Below are 6,000 nucleotides of genomic sequence, written 5' to 3' on the forward strand. Positions count from 1 at the left end.
GGCTCGATGTACAAGCTCATGCGCCAGTCATCGGGAAACAGGTTCGACAGCGGCTGCTGCGGTCTGGCCGATCCGGCGCAGCCGGTTCGGCGGCCTTTGAGGGGCGCCAAGCTCCGCGCGGCGGGGATAGCCCGCAGGGCTTTCCCCTGGAGGCAAGCGCAGCGCGCAGCGCCCCGTCAGGGGCACTTAGGCATCACGCCGAGTCGTCAGGACGCAGGCTGGATTCCGCAACCGGCATCCAAGGCGAAGTCGAGTTCAGGTAGTAGCGCCTGCCACGCGCATACAGCCCCGAAGGCTCGGTAGGCTGGTAGAACCCGGTGACGCGGCGCCGGAACTGCGCGCCAAACTCGTTGGTGTAGATCACCGCGTCGCCGATCTTGAAGCGCAAGGGCTGACCGTTCTCCGGCGCGAACGGCTTGAGCGCATCGTGTTGCGCCGTGATTTCGATGATGTAGTCGTGATGGCTGCTCATGGCATTGATCTCCTGCGAAGGTTGGGAAAGCGCAAGGAGCGCCTTGCGGCGCTCCAAGGGCTGGTTCAGACGACGACACGCCCGACCAACCGGGCATCGCGCGCGTAGGCGCTCAACCGCTTCTCGGCGCGGAAAGACAGGTCGCGCTCGATCGGCAGGCCCAGCCTGCCGCGCACGGTCGCCAGCTCGCCCAGGCTGACCCAGCCGATTTCCGGCATCCCCAGGCCCAGGTCGCAAAGACCAAAGGCGTGGTCGTGGTCATCGGGATCAATCTCGGTCAGCAGCCAGGTCGCGCCGGCATCCGGCGTGAACAGCTTGACGACGGGTGCCGGATCGAAGTCCGGGTTCTCCAAGGATTCGCGGCCGTTGGCCAGCAGCACGATGCGCTGCTCGTCAGTGATGAGTGCGTTGTTCATGGTGAACTCCTGAAAGGTTGCCGGGCGGAATTGCCCGACCCTTCCGGGGCACGGCGCAGCGCAAGCAGTCAGGGGTCAACGACGGCCGCCAGGACGCAAGCGCCATCGGCGCGCAGCCCTTGACGGCGAGAACGCCGTGGCACGATGAAGGGGACAGCAAGACCGCCTCCCTCGCACCTCCACGCACGCGGTTTTTGGCAAGCGAAGCGCGCAGGCCCGAATAGCAATCCGGGCCGGAGGCATCAGCGATGTGAAAGGCGGGCAGTTCTTAAATGCGCGCTCAGTCCCGGTGCAGATCGTCAACGATCATGGGATGACGGTGCCCGCCTCGGTCTGCTTGTTCGCGCAAGTGAGGATGATCTGGCGGTAGATGATCGTGGGCGATGTCGGAAGAATCACTAGCGGGCCAGAGCCACAGCGCCAGTCCCACTCCGACAAGACCAATCAGCGACATGATGATGAAGGTCGATTGCAGCCCAAAGGCAGCGCCGAAGCGACCGGCCAAGGGATAGCAAATGAGCCAACACGCATGGGACAGGGCGAATTGCGCGGCAAAGACCGCGGGGCGATCCTCGGGATGAGCGGAGCGGCGCAACAGCCGGCCGGAAGGTGTTTGCGCCACGCTGTAGCCGAAGCCGACCACCAACCAGATCACCACCAGAACGGCATAGGTCGGAATCATTGCCCCGGCTGCCGTTCCCACAACCAGCATCGTCGCTCCCGCAATCATGACAGGTCGATCAGCAATCTTGTCGAGCAGGCGAGGCAGCGCGAAGGCCGCAACCATCGACCCGCCTCCGAAGGCCGCCAGCGCCCACGCTACCTCGGATTCGCCCAGGCCAAAGCGTGCCTTCACGATGACCACCGTGTTCACGATCACCATTGACCCCGCTGCTGCCACAGCGAGGCTGATCGCCAGCAGACCCCGAAGGCGCGGCGTGGCGAGGTAAATGCGCGTGCCCCGCGTAGTACGATCCCATATGCCACGACACGGGCCGGGAACGGTTGTGGGAAGCCTCACGCTGACCACAAGCGCGGCTGACACGAGGAAGCCGAGAACCGTTCCGGCAAACAGGTTGTGGAAGCTGATGACCGTCAGTAGCGCGGCGGCCAGCATCGGGGAAATCAGGCTTTCCAAATCGTAGGCCAGCCGGGAAAGCGACAGTGCTTTCGTGTACTCGTCTTCGTCGGGAAGGATGTCCGGGATAGTGGCTTGAAAGGTCGGCGTGAAGCCTGCGGACGCCGCCTGCAAGACGAAGATCAGCAGATAGATTTGCCAGATTTCGCTGACAAAGGGCAGGCAGAGCGCAACGGATGCTCGTACTAGGTCAAGGGCAACGAGCAACGACCGTCGCGGCAGCCGGTCGGCGAACGCCTGCGCGACCGGGGCGACTCCGACATAGGCCAGCATCTTGATTGCGAGTGCCGTCCCGAGTACCGCGCCGGCATTCGCCCCGGCCAGATCGTAGGCAAGCAGGCCAAGGGCCACCGTCATCAGGCCGGTGCCGACAAGCGCAATCACCTGAGCGGCGAACAGGTGACGATAGGTACGGTTCTTCAGGACGGAGAGCATCGGCGGGCCTCAGAGCAGTTTGGTCAGTGCCTTCATTTCGGTCAAAACGGAGTCTTCGTCATGGGCCAGGCAATGGTCGATGTGGTCGTGGATCAGGACGCGCTTTGCGGCCGTCACCGCGCTTTCCACCGCCGCGAGCTGGCGGGCGATGTCGAGACAGGATTCGCCACTTTCGATCATCCCTATGACGTGCCGAAGATGACCATCGGCGCGTTTCAGCCGCTTCACGAGATCGGGATGGGTTGAGTGCTTGTGTGTCGCGTTCATGTGGCAATTGTATCCCCCCTGGGGGGATATGAAAAAGTGCGCCGCCCGCGAAGGAGCGACGCACCGAAGGCCGCACGACGCAATCAGCCCGCCGCCGGCGCTGTCATCGACTGCAACTGCTCGATCACGCCAGGCTCAACGAACACGCAAGCCTGCTCGTCCGCGATCGGCACGTTGAACACCTGCGCGAACACCGTGCGCCGCAGATGGGCCAGCCGGCCCGTCCGGTATGCCTGCTCGGGCTTCATGCGCCCGCCAGCCTGCGACCCGCTGCGCTGCGGATCGCATTCGACCAGCGCGACAAAGCCATCGTCGGCCAGCTTCTGATGCTCGGGGCACAGGCCCCAGCCGGTCGCCGTGTGGCGCTCCATGCTCGCGCGCAGGCGCTTGTCCAGCAGGATCGCGCCGGTGTCGAACGCCGTGCCGCAGACCAAGCAAACGTGCTGTTCGAGGGAAACGTGTGATTTGTCGTTCATGACGGTTCTCCGGTTGCAAGGGCGGAATTGCCCGGAACCGTCGCCCTCACGGCGCAGCGCAGCAGTCAGGGGTCGCAGACGGCCGCCAGGACGCAAGCGCGCAAGGCGCGCGCAGCCCTTGCACGGCGAGAACGCCGTGATACGGTGAAGGGACACAGCAAGACCGCCCCCTCACACCACCCCACGCACGCGGGTTTTTGGCAAGCGAAGCGCGCAGGCGCGGATCAGCGAGCCGGGCCGGAGGCGTCAGTGATGGAAGCCCGACAGGGGCGAGACTCGCGCAGCGAGGCTCGATGCGCAGCACGACAGCGCGACGGCGGTACGCCGGGACGCCCGACTGCTTGGGACAGGACTATTCGTTGTCGGTCTTGCGCTGCTCGATCTGCAACTGCGCCCGTTGCGTTGCTTGTTGCAGCCGCTCCACCAGCACGCCCCTCGGCGGCAAGGCGGTCAGGTACTCGGCGACGTGGATGCCCGACTTGTCCAACTCCAGCAATTCGATCTGCTCGCGCTTCTTGCCGGTGCAAAGGATGATCCCCAGCGGCGAGGCTTCCTCCGGCTCCCGTTCGTGCTTGTCCAGCCAGCGAAGATAAAGCTCCATCTGTCCCTTGAAAGCTGCCTTGAACTCGCCGACCTTCAACTCCACTGCCACCAGCCGCCGCAGCTTGCGGTTGTAAAACAGCAGGTCGAGGTGGAAATCCTCGCCGTCGATCTGGATGCGCTTCTGCCGGGCCACGAAGCTGAAACCCGCGCCCAGCTCCAACAAGAACGACTCCATTTCGCGGATGATCGCCGCCTCCAAGTCGCCTTCCTGCCAAGTGTCCCGCAGCCCCAGGAAGTCGAGGATGTACGGGTCGCGCATGACCAGGGCGGGCGACATGCGCTGCGCATCGCGCATCGTCGCCAGCTCGTGCGCGATCGTCTCGCCCGGCTTTTGAGACAGCGCCGTGCGCTCGTACAGCATCGAGTCGATGCGCTCGCGCAGCGTCCGGACGCTCCAGCGTTCGGCGCTCGCCATCTGCGCGTAATAGTCCCGCTGGAGCGGGTCTTTCAGCGGGATCAGGGCGATGAAGTGCGTCCAGCTCAATTCTCGTATCAGTGATACGAGAATCTGCTCGTCGGGGAAGGTGGCCGCGAACTGCACCATGCGGCGCAGGTTCTGCTCGGCAAAACTGCCGCCGTACTCCTTCACCAACTGCGCCGCCAGGGTGGGCAGGACTTCCTTGCCGTAGGCGCCCCGGCGTCCGTCCAAGACGTGCGTGCGGATGCGCTGGCCGATGCGCCAGTAGAGCATCGTCAGCTCGCTATTCACCGTCGAGGCGGCGCGCTTGCGCGCCGCCTCGATCAGTGCCCGAATGTCGCCCAGCAGCGCCGAAGGCGCTGCGGACGATGCTGCGGATGACCGGCGCGTGTTCATGCCGCCGCCTCCGCAAGCTGGCGCGCACCCGTGATGGCTTGGCGGCGGCTGGCCACCAGCTCGGCCGCATCGCGCACCGGCTTGTCCTCGGTGTGGACGTAGTGCATGAACATCGCCACGGTCTTGTGGCCCGTCAGCTTCATGCCCACTTTGGTCGGCACGCCCGAATTGGCAATGTCGGTGGTCGAGCGATGGCGGATGCCGTGCGTGCCGACGTGCGGGACGCCGGCGGCCTTGAGCACCCGGCACCAGCCGCCATAGTGCTCGCCAAAGGTCAGGTGCTTGGCCGGGTCGTTCGGCGATGGCAGGACGTAGGGGCAGCCCTCCCGGCGCGGCGCCGTCGAAAGCAGCCGATAGGCTTCCTCGCTCATGGGCTTGGAAATGCCGCCGACCTTGCTGTCGGGCCACACCACGCGCCGGTTCTCGAAGTCCAGCCAGCTCCATTCGAGCGGGCAGATTTCGGAGCGCCGGGCGGCGAACTCGAATTGCAGCCGGATCGCCAGCGGGATGACGTAGTTCTCCAGCCCCTCCGCCTCCAGCTTCTCCAACTGGCGGAAGATCCGCACCATTTCCTCGTCCACGATGAGCCGGGTTTCCTTGCCCGGCGGGTACATGGGGACGTGGCGGCACGGGTTCGTGCCGTCCGGGCGGTAGCCCCACACTTCGGCCAGGTTGAACATCTTGCGCAGCACGCCGAAGGTCTTGTTCGCCTCGGTCGGCTTGTAGGCCAGTTTCTCCATCAGCCCGGCAATGTCGGGCCGCTTCACGTCATGCACCTTCTTGCGGCCCAGCAGCGGGATGATGTTGCGGTCTATGACGCCCTGATAGCCGTCCTGCGTGCTGGGCTTGTTGCGCTTCTTGGAGTAGTCCTCCATGAACTTCTTGCACAACTCGGCCATCGTGGGCGCCTTGCGCGCCTCGGCCTTGGCGCCGCCGGGGTCGCCGCCCCGGCGAACCTCGGCCAGCCAGTCCTGTGCCTTGACTCGTGCCTGTTCGACGGTCAGCTCCCCGTACAGCCCCAGCGAGGGCTTGCGGGGCTGGCCGGAGTTCGTGCGGTACTGGAGCATGAACACCCGGCGGCCGGTCGGGGTAATCTTGCACAGGAAGCCGGGCACCACGGTATCTCGCAGTTCAACATCCTTGGCCTGGGGTTGGGCCGACTCCACGGCGGTCTTGGTGAGCTTGATCTTTGCCATGATGACTCCTCGGAACAACCCGGATTCCAGGAGCCAGATAGGAGCGGCGCGAGGGAAAACCGGGTCAAGTTTCAGAAAGCACCGGCATATGATGGACGCGCGTAAGTTATTGATAAACCTGCTGTATCTAGCTACGGCGCAGTCCAGCGAACTACCGGGCTGGAGTCATCGTGAAACAAAAAA

7 protein-coding genes are annotated in these 6,000 nt (G+C 64.6%); all 7 read right to left on the reverse strand.

The annotated features are described in order from the left end of the window. Window positions 1-193 precede the first annotated feature (193 nt). On the reverse strand, window positions 194-472 hold the full coding sequence (locus tag ACMHYJ_RS15910; RefSeq protein ID WP_023114169.1) for a hypothetical protein: 279 nt from the start codon (window positions 470-472) through the stop codon (window positions 194-196). 65 nt (window positions 473-537) lie between these two features. Then, window positions 538-888, reverse strand: coding sequence for a DUF2958 domain-containing protein (locus tag ACMHYJ_RS15915; protein WP_023114168.1), 351 nt, complete (start codon window positions 886-888; stop codon window positions 538-540). A gap of 280 nt (window positions 889-1,168) precedes the next feature. Next, complete coding sequence (locus ACMHYJ_RS15920) at window positions 1,169-2,461, reverse strand: MFS transporter (protein WP_049097141.1); 1,293 nt, start codon at window positions 2,459-2,461, stop codon at window positions 1,169-1,171. Between the two features lie 9 nt (window positions 2,462-2,470). After that, window positions 2,471-2,728, reverse strand: coding sequence for a metal-sensing transcriptional repressor (locus tag ACMHYJ_RS15925; protein ID WP_003111693.1), 258 nt, complete (start codon window positions 2,726-2,728; stop codon window positions 2,471-2,473). A gap of 83 nt (window positions 2,729-2,811) precedes the next feature. Continuing rightward, window positions 2,812-3,204: a hypothetical protein gene (locus ACMHYJ_RS15930; protein WP_023114166.1), complete on the reverse strand. Its 393-nt coding sequence runs from the start codon at window positions 3,202-3,204 to the stop codon at window positions 2,812-2,814. Between the two features lie 352 nt (window positions 3,205-3,556). Continuing rightward, entirely contained in the window at window positions 3,557-4,621 is a 1,065-nt protein-coding gene (locus ACMHYJ_RS15935) for a PDDEXK nuclease domain-containing protein (protein WP_034004845.1), read from the reverse strand. Continuing rightward, window positions 4,618-5,817 (reverse strand): tyrosine-type recombinase/integrase, encoded by a 1,200-nt coding sequence (locus tag ACMHYJ_RS15940; RefSeq protein WP_023114164.1) that lies wholly within the window; start codon window positions 5,815-5,817, stop codon window positions 4,618-4,620. The genes ACMHYJ_RS15935 and ACMHYJ_RS15940 overlap by 4 nt, the downstream gene beginning before the upstream one ends. Window positions 5,818-6,000 lie beyond the last annotated feature (183 nt).

This window comes from Castellaniella hirudinis (assembly GCF_047468865.1).
Lineage (GTDB): Bacteria > Pseudomonadota > Gammaproteobacteria > Burkholderiales > Burkholderiaceae_B > Castellaniella > Castellaniella hirudinis_A.

Bases quoted from the DNA above. Each gene is read 5' to 3' on its own strand.
- ACMHYJ_RS15935 (WP_034004845.1), bottom strand. From the start codon at position 4,621: ATGAACACGCGCCGGTCATCCGCAGCATCGTCCGCAGCGCCTTCGGCG.
- ACMHYJ_RS15930 (WP_023114166.1), bottom strand. From the start codon at position 3,204: ATGAACGACAAATCACACGTTTCCCTCGAACAGCACGTTTGCTTGGTC.
- ACMHYJ_RS15920 (WP_049097141.1), bottom strand. From the start codon at position 2,461: ATGCTCTCCGTCCTGAAGAACCGTACCTATCGTCACCTGTTCGCCGCT.
- ACMHYJ_RS15925 (WP_003111693.1), bottom strand. From the start codon at position 2,728: ATGAACGCGACACACAAGCACTCAACCCATCCCGATCTCGTGAAGCGG.
- ACMHYJ_RS15915 (WP_023114168.1), bottom strand. From the start codon at position 888: ATGAACAACGCACTCATCACTGACGAGCAGCGCATCGTGCTGCTGGCC.
- ACMHYJ_RS15910 (WP_023114169.1), bottom strand. From the start codon at position 472: ATGAGCAGCCATCACGACTACATCATCGAAATCACGGCGCAACACGAT.
- ACMHYJ_RS15940 (WP_023114164.1), bottom strand. From the start codon at position 5,817: ATGGCAAAGATCAAGCTCACCAAGACCGCCGTGGAGTCGGCCCAACCC.